This window comes from Serratia sp. 25CWL12, from assembly GCF_055790885.1.
In genome coordinates, this window is record NZ_CM147698.1 from 954772 (window position 1) to 973306 (window position 18535).

General features: G+C 50.5%; 17 protein-coding genes and 2 pseudogenes. 18 read left to right on the top strand and 1 reads right to left on the bottom strand.

Features of this window, described 5'->3' with window-relative positions:
- Position 1 precedes the first annotated feature (1 nt).
- The 8 genes from qseG to ACX9GV_RS04185 all read left to right on the top strand — a co-directional run bounded on the left by qseG (position 2) and on the right by ACX9GV_RS04185 (position 9169).
- On the top strand, positions 2–1078 hold the full coding sequence (gene qseG, locus ACX9GV_RS04150; protein WP_473197137.1) for a two-component system QseEF-associated lipoprotein QseG: 1077 nt from the start codon (positions 2–4) through the stop codon (positions 1076–1078).
- Positions 1075–2412: a two-component system response regulator GlrR gene (gene glrR / locus ACX9GV_RS04155; protein WP_473197138.1), complete on the top strand. Its 1338-nt coding sequence runs from the start codon at positions 1075–1077 to the stop codon at positions 2410–2412. The genes qseG and glrR overlap by 4 nt, the downstream gene beginning before the upstream one ends.
- Before the next feature lie 99 nt (positions 2413–2511).
- Positions 2512–4134 carry an NAD+ synthase gene (locus ACX9GV_RS04160; protein ID WP_473197139.1) on the top strand — a complete coding sequence of 541 codons (1623 nt, stop codon included), beginning with the start codon at positions 2512–2514 and terminating at the stop codon, positions 4132–4134.
- 35 nt (positions 4135–4169) lie between these two features.
- Entirely contained in the window at positions 4170–4508 is a 339-nt protein-coding gene (gene glnB, locus ACX9GV_RS04165; protein WP_011147501.1) for a nitrogen regulatory protein P-II, read from the top strand.
- Between the two features lie 394 nt (positions 4509–4902).
- Complete coding sequence (glyA, locus tag ACX9GV_RS04170) at positions 4903–6156, top strand: serine hydroxymethyltransferase (RefSeq protein WP_473197140.1); 1254 nt, start codon at positions 4903–4905, stop codon at positions 6154–6156.
- A gap of 169 nt (positions 6157–6325) precedes the next feature.
- On the top strand, positions 6326–7474 hold the full coding sequence (locus ACX9GV_RS04175) for a 3-phenylpropionate MFS transporter (protein WP_473197141.1): 1149 nt from the start codon (positions 6326–6328) through the stop codon (positions 7472–7474).
- Positions 7475–7514: 40 nt separating this feature from the next.
- A complete protein-coding gene (locus ACX9GV_RS04180) occupies positions 7515–8156 on the top strand; it encodes a DUF1007 family protein (RefSeq protein WP_473197142.1) in 642 nt (213 codons plus the stop codon).
- Positions 8147–9169 carry a nickel/cobalt transporter gene (locus ACX9GV_RS04185; protein WP_473197143.1) on the top strand — a complete coding sequence of 341 codons (1023 nt, stop codon included), beginning with the start codon at positions 8147–8149 and terminating at the stop codon, positions 9167–9169. Before ACX9GV_RS04180 ends, ACX9GV_RS04185 begins: the two co-directional genes overlap by 10 nt.
- A 98-nt stretch (positions 9170–9267) precedes the next feature.
- On the opposite strand, the gene suhB is transcribed toward ACX9GV_RS04185, so the two are convergent.
- Positions 9268–10071, bottom strand: coding sequence for an inositol-1-monophosphatase (gene suhB, locus ACX9GV_RS04190; protein ID WP_473197144.1), 804 nt, complete (start codon positions 10069–10071; stop codon positions 9268–9270).
- A gap of 186 nt (positions 10072–10257) precedes the next feature.
- On the opposite strand from suhB, the gene trmJ reads away from it, so the two are divergent.
- The 10 genes and pseudogenes from trmJ (at position 10258) to pepB (ending at position 18473) form a co-directional block, all read left to right on the top strand.
- Positions 10258–10992: a tRNA (cytosine(32)/uridine(32)-2'-O)-methyltransferase TrmJ gene (gene trmJ, locus ACX9GV_RS04195; protein ID WP_473197145.1), complete on the top strand. Its 735-nt coding sequence runs from the start codon at positions 10258–10260 to the stop codon at positions 10990–10992.
- A 271-nt stretch (positions 10993–11263) separates the two neighbouring features.
- Positions 11264–11745: pseudogene (iscR, locus tag ACX9GV_RS04200) on the top strand (Fe-S cluster assembly transcriptional regulator IscR).
- A 55-nt stretch (positions 11746–11800) separates the two neighbouring features.
- Positions 11801–13015: an IscS subfamily cysteine desulfurase gene (locus tag ACX9GV_RS04205; protein ID WP_473197146.1), complete on the top strand. Its 1215-nt coding sequence runs from the start codon at positions 11801–11803 to the stop codon at positions 13013–13015.
- A gap of 24 nt (positions 13016–13039) precedes the next feature.
- Positions 13040–13426, top strand: coding sequence for a Fe-S cluster assembly scaffold IscU (gene iscU / locus ACX9GV_RS04210; RefSeq protein ID WP_023489155.1), 387 nt, complete (start codon positions 13040–13042; stop codon positions 13424–13426).
- A 54-nt stretch (positions 13427–13480) separates the two neighbouring features.
- Positions 13481–13804 (top strand): iron-sulfur cluster assembly protein IscA, encoded by a 324-nt coding sequence (iscA, locus tag ACX9GV_RS04215; RefSeq protein WP_023489156.1) that lies wholly within the window; start codon positions 13481–13483, stop codon positions 13802–13804.
- A gap of 145 nt (positions 13805–13949) precedes the next feature.
- Positions 13950–14471, top strand: coding sequence for a co-chaperone HscB (hscB, locus tag ACX9GV_RS04220; RefSeq protein WP_473197147.1), 522 nt, complete (start codon positions 13950–13952; stop codon positions 14469–14471).
- Between the two features lie 118 nt (positions 14472–14589).
- A pseudogene (hscA, locus tag ACX9GV_RS04225) lies at positions 14590–16439 on the top strand (Fe-S protein assembly chaperone HscA).
- Between the two features lie 2 nt (positions 16440–16441).
- Complete coding sequence (fdx, locus tag ACX9GV_RS04230) at positions 16442–16777, top strand: ISC system 2Fe-2S type ferredoxin (protein WP_023489159.1); 336 nt, start codon at positions 16442–16444, stop codon at positions 16775–16777.
- 105 nt (positions 16778–16882) lie between these two features.
- Entirely contained in the window at positions 16883–17083 is a 201-nt protein-coding gene (iscX, locus tag ACX9GV_RS04235; protein WP_023489160.1) for a Fe-S cluster assembly protein IscX, read from the top strand.
- Positions 17084–17177: 94 nt separating this feature from the next.
- Positions 17178–18473, top strand: coding sequence for an aminopeptidase PepB (gene pepB, locus ACX9GV_RS04240; RefSeq protein ID WP_473197148.1), 1296 nt, complete (start codon positions 17178–17180; stop codon positions 18471–18473).
- Positions 18474–18535 lie beyond the last annotated feature (62 nt).

Below are 18535 nucleotides of genomic sequence, written 5' to 3' on the forward strand. Positions count from 1 at the left end.
AATGTACACAGGGTCTAACTGCGCTCATCTTACGCATACTGAAGGTTTATCGCGTGTATCCCGCTGCTTATCCCTTGGTAAAAACTCCTTTTCTTTTTTGGGCTCGCTCTTTTTGACCCCTGTTATTTTGATAGCCCCTGTTCTTTTGATAGGGTGTACCCCGCATTCTGCCAGTAATACGGAGGTGCAACAGCAATATGAGACAATTACGCATCCCAAAGTGGTAGATTTCCGTACTGCATCCTGTGATAGCTTGTTGCAACTTGATGAAAAAGAGTTTTTAGCGAATTCACTTTACTGGTTACGGGCGTTGGATTGTGCTGATCGTCTCGGTTCTCCCCAGGCGCGCTCGTTGGCCAAAACCTTGCCAGCCAGCAACTGGTCTAATGCTGTCAAGCAAGGTATGTTGTTGGCCAGCGCAGAGCCAACAGCCGCTGAACGCCGCCAAATCATTGCTCGTCTGGATAGCTATCATCTCGAGTTTCCTGATTCAGTGCGTCCATTATTGCAGCTATGGCGGAAACAACAGGTTTTACAAGTTTCGTTGGTCGATGAACGAACACGCTACCAGCAATTGCAACAGAGTACCGATAGCCAGATTGAGTCATTACATCAGAACCAGCTTCGTTTACAGAACCAGTTGCAGGTTACTGCGCGTAAGTTAGAGAACTTGACTGATATCGAGCGTCAACTCTCATCGCGTAAGCAATTGCAGGGCGAAATACCGGAAAACACGACCACACAATCTAAAGTCGAAGTAGATAATCACGCAACACCGGCTAAAGCCGTGGAACCTGATCATTCAACTGAAACAAAGAATGCCGCGCAACCTGAGCATACCGCACCGGCTAAAGTGGCCGAACCCTCAGCCAAGCCAGCTGCCGCCACTGCACCCGCTAAAGTGACCGCGCCCTCAAGCAAGCCAGCGGAACCCAAGCCAGCGGCATCGAATGCACCAGCAAAAGCAACTGAGCCTGAGCCGGCACCAGCAATGGGTACGGCTATCCCAGCCCAACCGGTAGAGACGGAAGATATTTATAGCCCAGCCCCGGTGTATAAGAGGGAAACTGCGCAATGACCATTCGTAAACCGGCTAATCTGTTGTTGGTTGATGATGATCCCAGCCTGCTTAAACTATTGGGGATGCGCCTGACTAGCGAGGGGTTTCAGGTCACGACGGCAGAAAGTGGCCAGGAAGCGTTACGCTTGCTGACACGTCAAAGTATTGACTTGGTTATCAGTGATTTGCGTATGGATGAGATGGACGGCATGGCGCTGTTTACTGAAATCCAAAAATATCAGCCAGGGATGCCAGTGATTATTCTGACCGCACATGGTTCGATTCCTGACGCAGTGGCCGCCACTCAACAAGGTGTTTTCAGTTTTCTAACCAAGCCAGTTGATCGTGAGGCACTGTACAAAGCCATTGATGAAGCGTTGTCCTTGGCTGCCCCCGCAGGGGATGACAGTTGGCGAGAGGAGATTGTCACCCGCAGTCCACTGATGCTGAGGTTGATTGAACAGGCGAAGATGGTTGCTCAGTCAGATGTCAGTGTCTTGATCAACGGCCAGAGTGGTACTGGTAAAGAAGTATTGGCGCAAGCGATCCACCGCGCCAGTCCACGGGGTAAAAAAGAGTTTATTGCGATCAACTGTGGTGCATTACCAGAACAATTGCTGGAGTCGGAATTGTTTGGGCATGCCAAAGGGGCATTTACCGGCGCGGTAAGCAACCGTGAGGGGCTGTTTCAGGCTGCTGCGGGTGGCACACTGTTCCTTGATGAAATTGGTGATATGCCCCTCTCTTTACAGGTCAAGCTGCTGCGTGTTTTGCAGGAACGTAAAGTCCGGCCATTGGGCAGTAACCGCGATCTTGATATTGATGTTCGTATCATTTCTGCCACTCACCGGGATTTACCCAAGGCGATGGCGAAGAAAGAATTCCGTGAAGATCTTTACTACCGCCTGAATGTGGTTAACCTGAAAATACCTGCGCTTAATGAACGGGCAGAAGATATTCCGCTGTTGGCAAACCATTTATTACGTGAGTCCGCGCAACGGCATAAGCCGTTTGTGCGTAGTTTTTCCTCTGATGCCATGAAACGCCTGATGACCGCCAACTGGCCTGGCAATGTTCGCCAATTGGTGAACGTTATCGAACAGTGTGTGGCTCTGACAACGGCTCCGGTGATCAGTGATGCGCTGGTGGAGCAGGCGTTGGAGGGGGAAAACACGGTATTGCCAACCTTTGTCGAAGCGCGAAATCAGTTTGAATTACACTATTTGCGCAAGTTGTTGCAAATCACCAAGGGTAATGTAACTCAGGCTGCGCGTATGGCAGGCCGTAATCGTACTGAGTTCTATAAATTGTTGTCGCGCCACGAGCTGGATGCCAACGATTTCAAAGAATGATGTTTCCTTTTCTGAACCTGAAAATGCAGGTTCTCAACAAATGAGGCGGAATGCTTTACACTTCGCTTTCTTTGTTGCGGTAGGGCAGATGATAGAGATATGAGTAGATCACTTTCCATTGCGTTGGCCCAGCTGAATTTGCTGGTGGGCGATATTGAAGGCAACTGCGAACGCATGTTACAAACGGTGCACGAGCAGCAACAAGCGGGTGTCGATCTGGTGATGTTCACTGAACTGGCGTTGTCCGGTTATCCGCCAGAAGACTTGCTGTATCGCGATGATTTCTATCAGCGTTGTGATATCCAGTTGGAACGTTTACGGCAGGCCTCCGGCGATGTGGCTATTCTGCTGGGGCACCCGTGGCGTGAAGAGGGCAAACTGTATAATGCCCTGTCGCTGTTTTCTGCCGGCCGTTTACAGGCGCGCTATTTCAAACAACAACTACCGAATTATGGTGTTTTTGACGAAAAACGCTATTTCCAACCAGGCAATAAAAGTTGTGTGGTGAGCCTGAAAGGCTATCGCCTCGGGCTGTTGATTTGTGAAGATTTATGGTTTCCAGAGCCGGTTGACGCCGAGAAAGCGGCAGGCGCAGAAATCATACTGTCGATTAATGCCTCCCCCTATAGTCGAGAAAAACCTTATATCCGCAACACGCTGATAGAGGGGCACTGCCAGCGTAGTGGTTTGCCATTAGTCTACCTTAATCAGGTAGGTGGGCAGGATGAACTGGTTTTTGACGGTTGTTCCAAGGTTTTTGATGCGGCAGGTAATATCACTCACCGCTTGGCGGCCTTTAGTGAACAGGTTACTCGGCTGGAATTTAATGAGCTGAATGTGGTGCCAATGGTGTCGCCAGCGGCAGAAATGCCGCAGTTGGCGCAGATCTATGCTGCCTTGGTGCTGGCGGTACGTGACTACGTGACCAAAAATGGTTTTAAAGGTGCGGTGCTTGGGTTGTCTGGGGGGATCGACTCAGCGTTGACCTTGGCGATCGCCGTTGATGCGCTAGGAAAAGAGCGGGTGCAGGCGTTAATGATGCCGTTTCGCTACACGGCGGATATCAGTATTGCGGATGCCAAAGAAGAAGCTGAAATCCTCGGTGTGGAATTTGATATTGTCTCGATCGAACCGATGTTTGATGCTTTTATGGGGCAACTGACACCGATGTTTTCTGGCACACAGCAAGATACCACTGAAGAGAATCTGCAGGCGCGTTGTCGTGGTGTGGTGCTGATGGCCCTGTCTAATAAACGCCGCAGTATTGTATTGACCACCGGCAATAAAAGCGAAATGGCGGTGGGCTATGCCACGTTGTATGGTGATATGGCTGGCGGTTTTGATGTATTGAAGGACGTCCCCAAGACACTGGTATTCAAACTGTCTGAGTACCGCAATACGCTCTCCTACGTGATTCCTCAACGGGTGATTGATCGCCCACCTTCCGCCGAATTGGCACCGGACCAATGCGACCAAGACAGTCTGCCACCCTATGATATTCTGGACGCTATCTTGGAAGGTTACGTTGAGCATGACAAGTCAGTTGCTGATCTGGTGGCAGAGGGCTTTGAAGAGTCAGTGGTACGTAAGGTAATTCGCCTGGTGGATATTAACGAATATAAGCGCCGTCAGGCTGCGGTGGGCCCGCGTATCACGGCTCGCAACTTCGGCAAAGATCGTCGTTATCCGATCACTTCAGGCTTTGGCCGTAAAAATTGGTAATTTAAGAGCCTAGTGGATAGGCGCGAGGAAATAAGATGAAAAAAATCGACGCGATTATCAAGCCGTTTAAATTGGATGATGTGCGTGAGGCATTAGCCGAAGTGGGCATTACCGGGATGACGGTAACGGAAGTTAAAGGCTTTGGCCGCCAGAAAGGACATACCGAGTTATATCGTGGTGCGGAGTATATGGTCGACTTCTTGCCGAAAGTTAAAATTGAAATCGTCGTGCCTGATGACATTGTGGATACTTGTGTAGAAACCATCATGCAAACGGCGCAAACCGGTAAAATTGGCGATGGAAAAATCTTTGTTTTTGATGTTGCTCGCGTAGTGCGTATTCGTACTGGCGAACAGGATGAAGAAGCGATTTAATTTTTCCGCGTTTAAGTTTTCCGTTCAAGCGGCAGGAATTATCCACTATTCCTGCCATCAAACATGAAAAGTCTGCATGATCATCATGAGCAAAAATCCAGTGCCAATCATTGAGTGGTAAATGGATCAAAGCCTTGTGCCACCTAAAGCCAATCGTTTGCGTAAAAACCTCTGTCAAGGCCTATCCTCAATAGGGTAAAACGGTTTACACTGTTGCCCAGAGCCCAAAGGGGGATTTTTATACCTTGATTGGTCCAAGTTACCGCTACGGGGTAAATCAGCCACTTCCCAGGCGATTCGCGAACGAGGTGGCTGCGTGAACTCACACCGCCAATAAGTGGGTAACTTGAAACCGATAGGGTATGTCAGCTGAATTAAAGCCAGGAGATGCCGGATGTTAAAGCGTGAAATGAACATTGCAGATTATGATGCCGAATTGTGGCGTGCAATGGAGCAAGAAGTGGTGCGTCAGGAAGAGCACATCGAACTGATTGCCTCAGAGAACTATACCAGCCCGCGTGTTATGCAGGCCCAAGGTTCTCAACTGACTAATAAATATGCGGAAGGCTATCCTGGCAAGCGTTATTACGGTGGTTGCGAGTATGTGGATATCGTTGAGCAACTGGCTATCGATCGTGCTAAAGAGCTGTTCGGTGCCGACTATGCCAACGTGCAGCCACACTCTGGTTCTCAAGCGAACTTTGCTGTCTATACTGCACTGCTGCAACCAGGTGACACCATCCTGGGGATGAACCTGGCACATGGTGGCCACTTGACTCATGGTTCACCGGTGAACCTGTCGGGTAAGTTATATAACGTGGTGCCTTACGGCATTGATGAAACAGGTCAGATTGACTATGACGATTTGGCTAAACAAGCGCAGCTTCACCAGCCAAAAATGATTATCGGTGGTTTTTCTGCCTATTCCGGTGTTGTTGACTGGGCAAAAATGCGTGAAATAGCCGACAGCATCGGTGCTTACCTGTTTGTGGATATGGCGCACGTTGCTGGTCTGATCGCAGCAGGTGTTTACCCGAATCCGCTGCCCCATGCTCATATCGTTACCACCACGACGCACAAAACCCTGGCAGGTCCGCGCGGCGGCTTGATCCTGGCTAAGGGCGGCGATGAAGAGTTGTATAAAAAACTGAACTCAGCTGTGTTCCCTGGTGGTCAGGGTGGCCCATTGATGCATGTGATCGCTGGTAAAGCGGTAGCATTAAAAGAAGCGATGGAGCCCGAGTTCAAAGTTTACCAACAGCAAGTGGCAATCAACGCTAAAGCGATGGTCGATGTATTCCTCAAGCGTGGTTACAAGGTAGTTTCTGGTGGCACTCACAACCACCTGTTCCTGCTGGATCTGGTAGATAAGAATCTGACCGGTAAAGAGGCCGACGCCGCACTGGGCCGTGCCAATATCACCGTTAACAAGAACAGCGTGCCAAACGATCCGAAGAGCCCGTTTGTGACTTCAGGTGTGCGTATCGGTACGCCAGCAGTGACTCGCCGTGGCTTTAAAGAAGCTGAGGTGCGTGAACTGGCTGGCTGGATCTGTGACGTATTGGATAACATTAACGACGAATCCACTATTGAACGCACCAAGAAAAAAGTGCTGGAGATTTGTGCTCGTCTGCCGGTGTATGCCTAGTTATAGTGATTGCGCTATAGACTGACGAAACCCGCTACGGCGGGTTTTTTTTAACACTATTGCAATAAACCGTGAGCTAGATTGCACCCTTGTGGTTTAAACATCAGTGAGCATTGCTGCAAGATGTGATCTCTGTCAAAGTATGCCGTTGGCTCTGGCTGGAGGGAATATGGTTCTGCAATCAACGCATTGGCTTGCTCTGAGTTATTTCACTTATTTTTTTTCTTTTGGTATTTACCTGCCATTCTGGAGTGTCTGGCTGAAAGAGGAAGGGCTGGCACCAGAAACCATTGGTATCTTGCTCGGCGCCGGTTTGGTGGCCCGTTTTCTCGGTAGCTTGTTGATTGCCCCTCGTGTTAAAGATCCCTCGCGTTTAATTAGTGCATTACGCCTTTTGGCACTGCTTTCCCTGGTTTCTGCTGTCGGGTTTTGTTTTGGTAACGGCTGGGCTTGGTTGATGTTGGTGCTGGTGGGTTTCAACCTGCTTTCCTCTCCGTTAGTGCCGTTGACTGATGCGTTGGCAGCAACCTGGCAGCGGCAAATAGCGCTGGATTATGGCCGGGTACGTTTATGGGGGTCGCTGGCCTTTGTGGTGGGCTCCGCACTGACCGGCAAACTGGTTTCTGTCTGGGGCCATAATGCCATCTTGTTCAGCTTGTTAATCAGCCTATTGGCGGTGTGGCTGGGTATGCTACTCAAGCCCAGTGTCATGCCCAGTGGCGGGCTGCGTGCACAACATAACAGCAACCGCTCCTGGCGTGAATTGCTGAGTGAAGGCCCGGTATGGCGGTTTCTATTGTGCGTGACGCTATTGCAAGGGGCCCATGCCGGGTATTACAGCTTTGCTTCTATCTATTGGCAAGAAGCCGGTTATTCCGCTGCTAGCGTGGGTTACCTGTGGTCATTGGGGGTGGTGGCAGAAGTGATACTCTTTGCCTGCAGCAATTTCCTGTTCCGTCGTTGGAATGCAGGGAGTTTACTGTTGTTATCGGCGGTATGTGGTTTGCTGCGCTGGGGGTTGATGGCTTCTACGACGGAACTCTCCATGCTGCTATTGATACAAGTGCTACATTGCGGCACCTTTACGGTCTGTCATCTGGCAGCAATGCGTTTTATCGCGGCACGCCAAGGCGCAGAAGTGATTCGCTTACAGGCCGTCTATTCTGCTCTGGCAATGGGGGGCGGCATCGCCGTGATGACGGTGGTCGCTGGCTTTCTGTTTGAACATCTACAGCAGGATGTATTTTGGGTAATGGCGGCAATCGTGGTGCCGGTACTGTTTATAGCCAAAACCATTTCAGTTGCGGGCGAACGGTAACGGGCATGATTGGGTAGACAACAACAATGAGTCGATTTTTATGATGAAACACTGCGGCCCGAGGGTGCTGGCTGGCCTGTTAATGTTGTTCAGCATGGCAACCATTGCCCACCCACACAGTTTTATTGATATGAATACCACGTTTATCGCCAAAGACCAGAAACTGGTTGGGTTGAAAATGGTTTGGGTTATGGATGAAATGACCTCAGCAGATCTGTTGTATGATGCTGAAAACGCTAAAAGTGATTCCGAAATCTGGAAACAATTGGCGGCGGAGGTGATGGCTAATGTATTGGCGCAGCACTATTTCACCGATATTTACCGTGATGGTAAACCGGTGAAATACTTGAATCTGCCCACGGAATACCATCTTTCGCGCCAGGGAAATAAGGCGGTATTGGAGTTTGTATTACCACTGGCGGAAGCACAACCGTTGGTGGGTAAACCTTTTAAGATTTCCACCTATGATCCCACCTATTTTGTTGATATGTCATACCAGGATCAAAAAGCATTACAGTTGCCACCAGAGATGGCCAAACACTGTGAGTTGAATTTGATGACACCCAAGCCGGATTCATCATTGAAAACCTATGCCATGTCCCTGGACAAGAGTGATTCCCCCCCTGAAGACCTGGCATTAGGGCAACAATTTGCCCAGCGAGTGACGCTGACATGCAAATAAAGATCAGGCAACCTGCGGGACAGAAATATCATTGGATGCTCGGGTTATGGCCACTGCTGCTGTTTTTGATTTTGCTGGCGCTGGTGATCCAGCAGGCTTGGCACTATTGGCCGCAGATATTAATGCATACGGTGGTGTGGCAGAAAAAGTTAAATCAGGAAATGGCGCTACTGTTACAACAAGTCAAGGCGGCACCACAGCAAGCGGGTATAGCACTGATGCTGTTCAGTCTTGGTTATGGCGTCTTACATGCTTTGGGGCCAGGGCATGGCAAAGTGGTGATTGCGACTTATCTGGCTACTCATCCAACACGTTTAAAAACCAGCCTGAAACTGACCTTTGCTGCCTCATTGTTACAGGGTGGGGTGGCTATCGGCTTGGTGACACTGGTGTTGGTGGTACTGCAACTCTCATCCAGTCAACTGCATCAGAGTAGTTTCTGGCTGGAGCGAGGCAGCTATATTTTGGTGATATTATTGGGGGTATTGCTAAGCTGGCGTGCACTAAAACGCCTCTATTTAGCGATTAAATCCCTGCGTCCAGTGCCGGCACTGCGTATTAACCGTTTACAACCGTTACCCGACACACATACCCATGGTATTGATTGTGGCTGTGGACATCGCCATTTACCCAATGATGCTGAGTTGCAAGCGGGAAAAGATTGGCGAACAACAACGGCGATTGTACTGGCGATGGGGATGCGCCCTTGTTCAGGTGCAATCCTGGTGTTGCTGTTCTCCAAAGTGATCGGTGTTTTTACCTGGGGTATTTTTTCTGCCTTGGCGATGGCGTTGGGAACATCAATGACCATCTCTTTACTGGCACTGTTTGTGCACTACAGCCGTAAACTGGCGATCCGCATCAGCCGACAGCGTGCCTCCGCAGCTTGGAGTCGCGTAGCTTGGGGAACCTTGGCATTGGTTGGCGGTTTAACTTTACTGTTTGCGGGGATAGTGCTGTATATGAGTGCGCAGCCTGAGCTAGGGGGCGGAGTTCGTCCGTTTTCCCGCTAACCTTTGCTTATTTTAAGTACAAGTTATTATTTTGAACAGCAAGGAGAGACCAAGGTAACGCTCTGGCAGTTACCTTGGTTATCGCAGAAATTAAAACATTAACGCTTCAGCGCTTCACTCAGTTCTTCACGCATCACTGATAGCAGCGATTTCACCACCCGTGGGTTACCGGCAACCAGATTACCAGAGTTCAAGTGATTATGACCGCCCACAAAATCGGTGACCACCCCGCCAGATTCACGGACCAGCAATTCACCTGCCGCGAAGTCCCAAGGCTTTAGGCCGATTTCAAAATAGCCATCAACACGGCCTGCGGCGACATAAGCCAGATCAAGCGCAGCGGAACCGGTACGGCGGAAATCTGCACACTGGGTAAACAGTTTACCGATCAGATTAATATAAGAGGGAGCATGTTGTTTGGCTTTGAAGGGGAAGCCGGTGGCCAGGATGGTGCCATCCAGGTCTTTGGCATTAGTGCCGCGTAGACGGTAACCATTGAGTTGCGCACCTTGACCGCGGGTTGCGGTGAACAGTTCGTTGCGCATTGGGTCGTAAACCACCGCTACTTCGGTACGGCCTTTAATGCGTACAGCAATGGAAACGGAGAAGTGTGGGAAGCGTTTGACAAAGTTGGTGGTGCCATCCAGTGGGTCAATCACCCATTGTACATCTTGATCTTCACCCGGCAACTCACCACATTCTTCACCGATTATGGTGTGTTTGGGGTAAGACTTACGGATAATTTCAATGATCTGACGTTCAGCTTCACGATCAACGTTAGTAACAAAGTCATTTGAACCTTTCTGCGTTGTTTCTACAGAGTCAGGCGTTTCGTAATTTTTGGCAATCAAGTTACCCGCTTTACGCGCAGCGCGCACAGCGATAGTCAGCATCGGATGCATGGGCATTTTCCACAGGATGTTAAAGAACGAGAAACGCGCGGATTATAGCAGGTGTTTGGCAAAATACCTATGCCTGAGTTTGTGCAAATTGAATCAACCTGGCTAGACAAGAGGCGGAAACTTGCATGAACTTGGTGAGATGCCTGTGTTAGGATATGGCGATTTTCTTCTACATTCAGAGTTTGTATGCTGCACAATATCCGCATTGTTTTGGTTGAGACTTCCCATACCGGTAATATGGGCTCCACCGCCCGCGCCATGAAAACCATGGGTTTAACCAACCTTTATCTGGTTAATCCGCTGGTAAAACCTGATTCACAGGCTATCGCCTTGGCTGCAGGTGCCAGCGACGTTATTGGTAATGCCACGCTGGTTGATACTTTTGATGCCGCCATTGCCGGTTGCCGTCTGGTGGTAGGTACTAGCGCGCGCTCAAGAACTTTACCCTGGCCGATGTTAGAGCCTCGAACCTGTGGGGTGCGAGCCGTTCAGGAAAGCGAACAGGGGCCGGTGGCATTAGTCTTTGGCCGTGAACGTGTTGGCCTAACTAATGATGAATTGCAGAAGTGTCACTATCATGTGGCGATCCCGGCCAATCCTGATTACAGCTCGTTGAACCTGGCGATGGCAGTACAGATTCTGGCCTATGAAGTGCGTGTCGCTTACCTCGACCGCCAACAGGAAGGCGCGCCAGTACCGGCAGAAACGCTCTATCCGCTAGTGGACGATCTTGAACGGTTTTATCAGCATCTGGAGCAGACCTTGGTACATACCGGCTTTATCCGTGCGGCGAATCCCGGCCAGGTGATGGGGCGCTTGCGGCGTTTATTTGCTCGGGCGCGGCCAGAAGAGCAGGAACTGAATATTTTGCGTGGGATGCTGTCATCGATCGAAAAACAGGATAAAAATCAAGGCAATTAATCTTGGTAACATGCAGGGTCGGGCCGCGTTACCGGGTCGGGTTTGGCGACCGTTGCTTGAATGATCCTGGTAAGTAGCTTGAATGTTCCTGGTAAGAAGTTTGAATGCCCTTGGTAAGAAGTTTGAGTGACCCAGGCAACAGGTTCACAGCCAGAGACAAGTCGTATAAAAAGGCCCAATAGTTGAGTAAATAGTGCGGTTAAATAGTTGACTGTTTTAGTCAGGAATGTCAGACTCTACTACATGTTCGACCAATAGGTAATCACTAGCTATGAGACTGACATCTAAAGGGCGTTATGCCGTGACAGCGATGCTTGATGTGGCATTACACTCCCAGAAAGGGCCAGTACCCCTGGCGGATATTTCCGAACGTCAGGGTATTTCACTCTCTTATCTGGAACAACTTTTTTCCCGTCTGCGCAAGAATGGCCTGGTGGCCAGTGTGCGTGGTCCAGGTGGTGGCTATCTGCTGGGCAAGGATATGGGTGATATCGCCGTTGGTGCAGTGATCTCTGCAGTGGATGAGTCAGTAGATGCCACCCGCTGCCAAGGCAAAGAGGGTTGCCAAGGGGGGGGCGCTGTCTGACCCACTCCTTATGGAGTGACCTGAGTGATCGTATTAGCGGGTTTCTGAATGGCATCACGTTGGCTGAACTGGTTAATGATCAGGATGTGCTGGAGGTGGCAAATCGTCAGCGCCGTACTCTTGATGAGCGTCAGCAAGAAAAGATCAACGTGAATCTGCGTGCATAAGCAGTCAGTGACTCATTTATCTGTTTTTGGAAGTGATGTACGGAGTAAAAGAGCAATGAAATTACCGATTTATCTGGACTACTCGGCAACCACACCGGTCGACCCGCGAGTTGCGCAGAAGATGATGCAGTTTTTAACCCTCGACGGTACTTTCGGTAACCCGGCATCTCGCTCCCACCGTTTCGGGTGGCAGGCGGAAGAGGCTGTAGATATCGCCCGTAATCAAATAGCTGAACTGGTTGGCGCAGACCCGCGTGAGATTGTGTTCACTTCTGGGGCCACCGAGTCTGATAACCTGGCGATCAAGGGTGTAGCTAATTTCTATCAGAAGAAAGGCAAGCACATTATTACCTGTAAAACCGAGCATAAAGCGGTGCTGGATACTTGTCGCCAACTTGAACGTGAAGGCTTTGAGGTCACTTATCTGGCCCCTCAGAGCAACGGCATTATCGATCTCGATACCCTTGCTGCGGCGATGCGCGAAGACACCATTCTGGTTTCCATTATGCATGTGAACAATGAAATTGGTGTGGTGCAGGATATCGAAACCATCGGTGAAATGTGTCGTGCCCATGGTATTATCTACCATGTTGATGCGACCCAGAGCGTCGGCAAATTGCCTATCGACCTGAGTAAATTGAAAGTGGATTTGATGTCCTTCACCGGTCATAAAATTTATGGCCCTAAAGGTATTGGTGCCCTGTATGTGCGCCGTAAGCCACGTATCCGTATTGAAGCGCAAATTCACGGTGGTGGGCATGAGCGTGGTATGCGCTCCGGTACGCTGCCTGTCCACCAGATTGTTGGCATGGGTGAAGCCTATCGTATCGCCAAGGAAGAAATGTCCACTGAAATGGCACGCTTGAGTAGCTTGCGTGATCGTTTGTGGAATGGTGTGAAAGATATGGAAGAAGTCTATTTGAACGGTGATTTGGAGCATGGGGTGCCAAACATTCTCAACGTCAGCTTCAACTATGTTGAAGGCGAGTCGTTGATCATGGCGCTGAAAGATTTGGCTGTTTCATCCGGTTCTGCCTGTACTTCTGCCAGCCTGGAACCTTCCTATGTGCTGCGTGCGCTGGGGATGAGTGATGAGTTGGCGCATAGCTCGATTCGTTTTTCTCTTGGGCGTTTCACGACCGAAGAAGAGATCGACTACACCATTTCGCTGGTACGTAAATCCATTGGCCGTCTGCGTGAACTCTCTCCATTGTGGGACATGTACAAGCAGGGTGTGGATATCAACAGCATCGAATGGGCACATCATTAATTCTCAGGATTTAGGAGCAACGTCATGGCATACAGCGAAAAAGTAATAGACCATTACGAAAATCCACGTAACGTGGGATCGTTTGATAATGAAGATCCAACCGTCGGTAGTGGAATGGTAGGTGCACCGGCCTGTGGTGATGTGATGAAACTGCAGATCAAGGTTAACGATGAAGGCATTATTGAAGATGCCCGTTTCAAGACCTACGGTTGTGGTTCTGCCATTGCCTCAAGTTCCTTGGTGACCGAGTGGATGAAGGGCAAATCTCTTGATCAGGCCGAAGCGATTAAAAATACCCAGATTGCCGAGGAACTGGAGTTGCCCCCCGTTAAGATTCACTGCTCAATTCTGGCAGAAGATGCCATTAAAGCAGCGATTGCTGACTATAAGAGCAAGCACGGCACTAAGTAGTGATAACTTGTTATTTGGCCCGCGTGGTCGGGCTTGGCTTCGAATGAGGTTGCTATGTCAATAACCATGAGTGACAGCGCTGCGCAGCGCGTTCAGGCATTTTTGAACCACCGTGGCAAAGGTCTTGGATTGCGTTTGGGAGTGCGAACTTCCGGCTGCTCTGGAATGGCGTATGTGCTCGAATTTGTTGATGAAAAAAACGATGACGACATCGTTTTTGAAAACAAAGGCGTCAAAGTGATTATTGACAGCAAGAGCCTGGTCTATCTTGATGGGACCGAACTTGATTTCGTCAAAGAAGGTTTGAACGAAGGCTTCAAGTTCAACAACCCGAACGTTACTAGTGAATGTGGCTGCGGCGAAAGTTTTAACGTCTGATCATTGATGGCGTTCTCCGTTACGGCTCGGTTTTTCAAGCAGCAGTAAATTCCCTGCTGCTTGAGTGAGCTAGATAGCGGGTTTTCGAGGGTTCACCGACCTATCGCAGCTTGAATTATTTAGAATTCAATGCCCAGAGCATATTATGGATTACTTTACTTTATTCGGGCTGCCAGTTCGTTACAGTGTGGACGGCAGCCTGTTGACTTCGCGCTATCAGGATCTGCAGCGCCAATTTCACCCCGACCGTTTCGCTACCCAACCAGAACGTGAACGCCTGATGGCATTGCAGCAGGCGGCAACCATTAATGAAGCCTATCAATCACTCAAGCATCCGTTAAAACGGGCCGAGTATATGTTATCTTTGCACGGCTTTGATCTGCGCAATGAGCAACATACTCTGCGTGATCCTGCATTCTTGATGGAGCAGTTGGAGTTACGTGAAGAGCTTGATGCCATTGCACATCAACCCGATGCATCGGAGGCGCTGGCTGCTTTTACTGCGCGTTTGAATACCAGTTGCCAACAACGTAGTAGGCAGATGGTACAGGAGTTGGATAACCAGCAATGGGAAGTGGCAGCCGACAGCGTGCGGAAACTACGTTTTTTGGACAAACTACAGCAACAGGTTGAACAACTAGAAGAAAAACTGCTGGGGTTTGAGTAATCACCTGATACTTTGCAAGCGTTAATCTGGCAACAAGGGTTTGGCGCTATCGTCACCATGCACCATGCGGTGGCTTGCAAGAGAGGGGAGAGATTTTTGATTGTGGAAGCTTTGATATATGGCCTTATTACAAATTAGTGAACCTGGCCTTAGTGCTGCGCCGCACCAGCGCCGGCTGGCTGCAGGTATTGACTTGGGCACCACCAACTCGTTGGTGGCTACGGTTCGCAGTGGGCAGGCAGAAGTATTGCCTGATGCGCAAGGGCGCTATCTGTTACCTTCAGTTGTCCATTACCAGGCGGACGAATACCATGTCGGTTGGGCTGCTCGTGCCCAAGCGGCACAGGATCCGGTCAATACCATCAGTTCTGTCAAACGCATGATGGGGCGCTCTCTGGTTGATGTGCTGCAACGCTATCCCAACCTGCCGTATCAGTTCCAGCCCAGTGACAATGGTCTACCGATGATGGTCACCCCCGCTGGCGTGGTTAACCCGGTGGGCGTCTCTGCGGATATTCTCAAAGCATTGACTGAACGTGCCAAAGAGGCATTAGACGGCGAGCTCGATGGTGTGGTGATCACCGTTCCTGCCTATTTTGATGATGCGCAACGGCAAGGGACTAAAGATGCGGCGCGCTTGGCTGGTCTGCATGTGTTGCGCTTGTTGAACGAACCCACTGCGGCGGCGATTGCCTACGGGTTGGATTCTGGGCAGGAAGGGGTGATTGCTGTCTACGATCTGGGGGGGGCACCTTCGATATTTCGATTCTGCGCCTCAGCCGTGGCGTGTTTGAAGTTTTAGCTACCGGTGGTGATTCAGCGCTTGGTGGTGACGATTTCGATCATTTGCTGGCAGATTGGTTGCGTGAGCAAGCCGGTGTTGCTGATCGCAGTGACCACGGGGTGCAGCGTCAATTGCTGGATGCCGCCATTGCGGCCAAAATTGCGTTGAGTGATGCACCAAGCACACAGGTCAATGTGGCGGGTTGGCAAGGGGAAGTGACCCGTGAACAGTTTGAAACGCTGATTGCTGCTTTGGTGAAACGCACGCTGTTGGCGTGCCGTCGTGCACTTAAAGATGCTGAAGTCACAATAGATGAGGTCTTGGCGGTGGTGATGGTCGGTGGGTCCACTCGTGTTCCGCTGGTGCGCGAGCAGGTGGGGGCATTTTTTGGCCGTACCCCACTGACATCCATCGATCCGGATCAAGTGGTGGCTATCGGTGCGGCTATTCAGGCCGATATTCTGGTGGGTAACAAGCCAGACAGCGAAATGCTGCTGCTGGATGTGATCCCATTATCGCTGGGGTTGGAAACCATGGGGGGCCTGGTTGAGAAAGTGATCCCCCGTAATACCACCATCCCAGTGGCCCGTGCGCAAGAGTTCACCACCTTCAAAGATGGTCAGAGCGCCATGATGATTCATGTCCTGCAGGGGGAGCGCGAACTGGTGGCCGATTGCCGCTCGCTGGCGCGTTTTACGCTACGTGGTTTACCACCGCTAGCTGCGGGTGGCGCGCATATTCGGGTGACTTTTCAGGTCGATGCCGATGGTCTGTTGAGTGTCACGGCGATGGAGAAATCCACAGGAGTTGAAGCCTCTATACAGGTGAAGCCTTCCTATGGTTTGTCTGATGCGGAAATTGCCGGGATGATCAAAGATTCCATGGCCAATGCGCAAAGCGATATTGGCGCCCGCAAACTGGCAGAGCAGCAGGTTGAAGCTTCTCGGGTACTGGAAAGCTTGCAAGGGGCGTTGGCCAGCGATGCCGCGTTACTCAGTGACGCAGAAAGCCAGGCCATCAACCAGGCGGTAGCAAACCTGCGGCAAGTGATGCAAGGTACCGATCCTGCTGCTATTGAAGCCGCTATCAAAGACGTTGATGCAACAACTCAAGATTTTGCCGCGCGCCGTATGGACAATTCGATTCGTCGTGCGTTGGCAGGCCATTCTGTGGATGAGGTTTAACCATGCCTAAAATTGTTTTTTTACCTAATCAAGATCATTGTCCTGAGGGCGCGGTGTTGGACGCCGAGGTTGGGGAAACCATCCTTGATGTCGCATTGCGCAATGGCATTGAAATTGAGCATGCTTGTGAGAAATCCTGTGCTTGCACCACCTGCCATTGCATTGTGCGCGAAGGGTTTGATTCCCTCGACGAAAGCAGTGAGCTGGAGGACGACATGCTGGATAAAGCCTGGGGGCTGGAGCCCGAGAGTCGTTTGAGTTGTCAGGCTCGTGTCAGCGATGAAGATCTGGTGGTGGAAATACCACGTTATACCATCAACCATGCACGTGAGCATTGATCGTCATTCAAACGTAGCCGTGATTTAAACTTAACCGTCATTCAAATTGAGTCGTTATTCAAACAACCGTTTTGTGACCGGTAATTTTAATGCCTGGAGATAACAATGGGCCTGAAATGGACAGATAGTCGTGAAATTGGTGAGGCGTTGTATGACGCCTATCCTGATACGGATCCAACCACGGTGCGCTTTACCGATATGCACCAATGGATCTGCCAACTGGAAGAATTTGATGACAACCCACAGGCATCCAACGAAAAAATACTGGAAGCGATCCTGTTGGTTTGGCTGGATGAAGCGCAATAAAGAGCACCATCAGCCAAATAGCCCTTAACTCCCTGGCAACTTGAATACGCCAGGGTGTACAAGGTATAGCAAAGAATGATCCGGAGTTAACGCGATGACCACTGAAATCATGCAGATCACACTATCACAACAGCCAGCAGATGCCCGCTGGGGTGACAAGGCGTTGTTGAGCACCAATGACCAAGGTATGACTATCCATCTGGCTGCGGGTAGCAAGCTCGGGGCGATTCAACGGGCGGCACGCAAAATAGATGGTCAAGGTATCAGAAACGTGAAACTGGCCGGTGATGGTTGGGGCCTTGAGCAAAGCTGGGCATTCTGGCAGGGGTTCCGTGGGCCGAAAGGGCAGCGCCGTGTTGAATGGGCCGTTTTACCCGCAGCGGAATCTCAGGAGCTACAACAACGCCTGATGGTGGTTGATTGGGTACGTGACACCATCAATATGCCAGCGGAAGAGTTGGGGCCAGAGCAACTGGCTGCCCGTGCCGTTGATCTGATGTGCGAAGTGGCGGGTGAAGCCATCAGCTATCGCATTACCAAAGGTGAAGACCTGCGTGAGCAGAACTATGCTGGCCTGTATAGTGTCGGCCGCGGTTCTGAGCGCCCGCCAGTGCTATTAGCGCTGGATTTTAACCCGACAGGTAACCCGGATGCTCCGGTGTTTGCATGCTTGGTGGGGAAAGGGATTACCTTTGATTCAGGGGGCTACAGCCTCAAACAAAGCGCCTTTATGGACTCCATGAAGTCCGATATGGGAGGCGCTGCGACCATCACCGGTGCACTGGCGTTGGCGGTATTGCGTGGTTTGCAGCAACGCGTCAAATTGTTCTTGTGTTGTGCCGATAATCTGGTCAGTGGTAATGCATTCAAGTTGGGTGACATTATTCGCTACCGTAACGGCAAAACCGTTGAAGTGATGAATACCGATGCCGAAGGGCGCTTGGTGCTGGCGGATGGTTTGATTGATGCCAGTGAGCAACAGTGCGCACTGATTATCGATTGTGCCACCTTGACCGGGGCGGCGAAAACCGCATTGGGTAACGACTATCACGCGCTGTTCAGCTTTGATGATGCATTGGCGCAAGAAGTGCTGGTCAGTGCTGAACTGGAGCACGAGCCATTCTGGCGCCTGCCATTGGCAGAATTCCACCGTGGTCAATTGCCGTCAAACTTCGCCGATCTTAATAATATTGCAGGGGCCGCACATAGTGCAGGTGCCAGTACCGCAGCGGCATTTCTATCGCATTTTGTGAAGAACTACCAGCAAGGATGGTTGCATATTGACTGTTCTGCCACTTATCGCAAAGGTGCGGTCGAGCAGTGGTCGGCGGGTGCGACGGGCTTAGGGGTGCGCACGCTGGCAAATCTATTGCTGCGTAAGGCTAAATAACCGCAGGGCAGGCTGGGGCGCACTCATCCTTGTGAATTGACGTGCACAGATATGACATTTTA

What these genes read in the sequence shown, in the direction of transcription:
- iscA (WP_023489156.1), top strand. Translation starts at nt 13,481, where the DNA reads ATGTCAATAACCATGAGTGACAGCGCTGCGCAGCGCGTTCAGGCATTT.
- trmJ (WP_473197145.1), top strand. Translation starts at nt 10,258, where the DNA reads ATGCTGCACAATATCCGCATTGTTTTGGTTGAGACTTCCCATACCGGT.
- ACX9GV_RS04205 (WP_473197146.1), top strand. Translation starts at nt 11,801, where the DNA reads ATGAAATTACCGATTTATCTGGACTACTCGGCAACCACACCGGTCGAC.
- hscB (WP_473197147.1), top strand. Translation starts at nt 13,950, where the DNA reads ATGGATTACTTTACTTTATTCGGGCTGCCAGTTCGTTACAGTGTGGAC.
- glnB (WP_011147501.1), top strand. Translation starts at nt 4,170, where the DNA reads ATGAAAAAAATCGACGCGATTATCAAGCCGTTTAAATTGGATGATGTG.
- fdx (WP_023489159.1), top strand. Translation starts at nt 16,442, where the DNA reads ATGCCTAAAATTGTTTTTTTACCTAATCAAGATCATTGTCCTGAGGGC.
- iscX (WP_023489160.1), top strand. Translation starts at nt 16,883, where the DNA reads ATGGGCCTGAAATGGACAGATAGTCGTGAAATTGGTGAGGCGTTGTAT.
- qseG (WP_473197137.1), top strand. Translation starts at nt 2, where the DNA reads ATGTACACAGGGTCTAACTGCGCTCATCTTACGCATACTGAAGGTTTA.
- glrR (WP_473197138.1), top strand. Translation starts at nt 1,075, where the DNA reads ATGACCATTCGTAAACCGGCTAATCTGTTGTTGGTTGATGATGATCCC.
- ACX9GV_RS04185 (WP_473197143.1), top strand. Translation starts at nt 8,147, where the DNA reads ATGCAAATAAAGATCAGGCAACCTGCGGGACAGAAATATCATTGGATG.
- glyA (WP_473197140.1), top strand. Translation starts at nt 4,903, where the DNA reads ATGTTAAAGCGTGAAATGAACATTGCAGATTATGATGCCGAATTGTGG.
- ACX9GV_RS04175 (WP_473197141.1), top strand. Translation starts at nt 6,326, where the DNA reads ATGGTTCTGCAATCAACGCATTGGCTTGCTCTGAGTTATTTCACTTAT.
- pepB (WP_473197148.1), top strand. Translation starts at nt 17,178, where the DNA reads ATGACCACTGAAATCATGCAGATCACACTATCACAACAGCCAGCAGAT.
- suhB (WP_473197144.1), bottom strand. Translation starts at nt 10,071, where the DNA reads ATGCATCCGATGCTGACTATCGCTGTGCGCGCTGCGCGTAAAGCGGGT.
- ACX9GV_RS04160 (WP_473197139.1), top strand. Translation starts at nt 2,512, where the DNA reads ATGAGTAGATCACTTTCCATTGCGTTGGCCCAGCTGAATTTGCTGGTG.
- iscU (WP_023489155.1), top strand. Translation starts at nt 13,040, where the DNA reads ATGGCATACAGCGAAAAAGTAATAGACCATTACGAAAATCCACGTAAC.
- ACX9GV_RS04180 (WP_473197142.1), top strand. Translation starts at nt 7,515, where the DNA reads ATGATGAAACACTGCGGCCCGAGGGTGCTGGCTGGCCTGTTAATGTTG.